The 1,771-nt window shown below is 42.5% G+C and carries 1 protein-coding gene and 1 tRNA gene; both read right to left on the reverse strand.

Annotated features, from left to right (window positions below; all coding sequences use genetic code 11):
- Positions 1–173 precede the first annotated feature (173 nt).
- Positions 174–266, reverse strand: a tRNA-Ser gene (locus tag V7266_RS19230).
- Between the two features lie 116 nt (positions 267–382).
- Positions 383–1,663, reverse strand: a complete 1,281-nt coding sequence (gene serS, locus V7266_RS19235) for a serine--tRNA ligase (RefSeq protein ID WP_335470003.1) — start codon at positions 1,661–1,663, stop codon at positions 383–385.
- Positions 1,664–1,771 lie beyond the last annotated feature (108 nt).

Consider the following 1,771-nt stretch of genomic DNA (forward strand, 5'->3'; position numbering starts at 1 on the left):
TTGTCCCAGCCTCTTTTTTATCGAAAAGCGGAAGCGCCTTGTTCAGGGAAAAAAGTAGTTTATTTTTCCCTAGGCGCTGCAGCTAGACAATTATTTTGCAAAAAAAATTCGCTACAAATAATTGTAACGAATTTTTATCTCCAGTTTTTATGCGCGTGATTCTTTTTTGATAATGGCGGAGGAAGAGGGATTCGAACCCCCGCGCGGTTTAACCCGCCTGTCGGTTTTCAAGACCGATCCCTTCAGCCGGACTTGGGTATTCCTCCATATCGACAAATGATAATTTACCATACATAGATTCCTATGTCAAATAGAATAACTGAAATCTTCCGAGCAACTTTATATTGCCCGGAAAATTCCTTTTTAATGCAATATTTTTAAATTATAGAGGTTTGATGACTTCACGGTTGCCCATATATGGACGCAAGGCCGCAGGTATAACGACACTGCCGTCCTCCTGCTGATAATTTTCTAATATTGCAGCGACCGTGCGGCCAATTGCAAGACCAGAACCATTTAAGGTATGAACATGCTCCGGCTTCGCTTTCGAATCACGACGGAAGCGAATATTTGCCCGTCTTGCCTGGAAGGCTTCGAAGTTACTGCATGAAGAAATCTCACGGTAAGTACCGTAGCTTGGGATCCAAACCTCAATATCGTATTTTTTTGCAGCTGTAAAGCCTAAATCACCTGTACACATGCTCAATACACGATAAGGTAATTCTAGCAGCTGCAGCACACGTTCTGCATCATGTGTCAGCTTTTCAAGTTCCTCATAAGAGTCTTCCGGTTTTACAAACTTAACAAGCTCGACCTTATTGAATTGGTGCTGACGGATTAATCCTCTAGTATCTCGCCCTGCAGATCCTGCTTCAGAACGGAAGCAGGCACTGTATGCAGCAAAACGGATAGGAAGTTCTTCACCATTTAAAATTTCATCACGGTGGTAGTTTGTAACAGGCACCTCAGCCGTAGGAATTAAGAAATAATCCTCGCTTTCAATTAAGAAGGCATCCTCTTCAAATTTTGGTAATTGCCCCGTACCGGTCATGCTTGTGCGGTTGACTAAATATGGAGGCAATATTTCTGTATAGCCGTGCTCATCAACATGAAGATCGAGCATGAAGCTGATTAAGGCCCGTTCTAAACGAGCTCCCAGCCCCTTATAAAAAACAAAACGGCTTCCTGTAACTTTTCCTGCCCGCTCAAAATCAAGGATGCCTAGTTCAGTTGCAATGTCCCAGTGCGGCTTTGCTTCAAATTCAAACTCACGGACTTGACCCCATTTTCTGATTTCCACATTATCTTCCTCGGTTTCACCGATTGGGACACTCTCATGTGGGATGTTTGGAATGCTTAATAGTAACTGCTCCAATGTCTCTTCGACGCCGCGCAGTTCGTCATCAAGGACTTTAATTTTATCGCCAACTTCACGCATTTCTGCGATTAAATGATCAGCATCTTTCTTTTCACGCTTTAAAGCCGCTACTTGTTGTGAAACTTCATTTTTCCGGCTCTTTAATTTTTCAGACTCTACGATTAACTCTCGTCTTTTTACATCCAAATCCTCAAATCGGCCTAAATCAGTTAAATCCTCGCCGCGATGTTGGAGCTTTTCTTTCACTTCAGCAAAACTAGCTCTTAATACTTTAATATCTAACATTGTAGATGCACTCCTTTTTTAATTTATTTTTCAAGGCGCTTCCGCTTTAAATAAAGGCTGTGTTAAACTTGGATGTTGATTGGAGCGGAAGGCGCTCGCTTTCCGCGG

Source organism: Neobacillus drentensis (assembly GCF_036965645.1).
GTDB classification, from domain to species: Bacteria; Bacillota; Bacilli; order Bacillales; family Cytobacillaceae; genus Neobacillus; species Neobacillus drentensis_D.

Bases quoted from the DNA above. Each gene is read 5' to 3' on its own strand.
- serS (WP_335470003.1), bottom strand. From the start codon at position 1,663: ATGTTAGATATTAAAGTATTAAGAGCTAGTTTTGCTGAAGTGAAAGAA.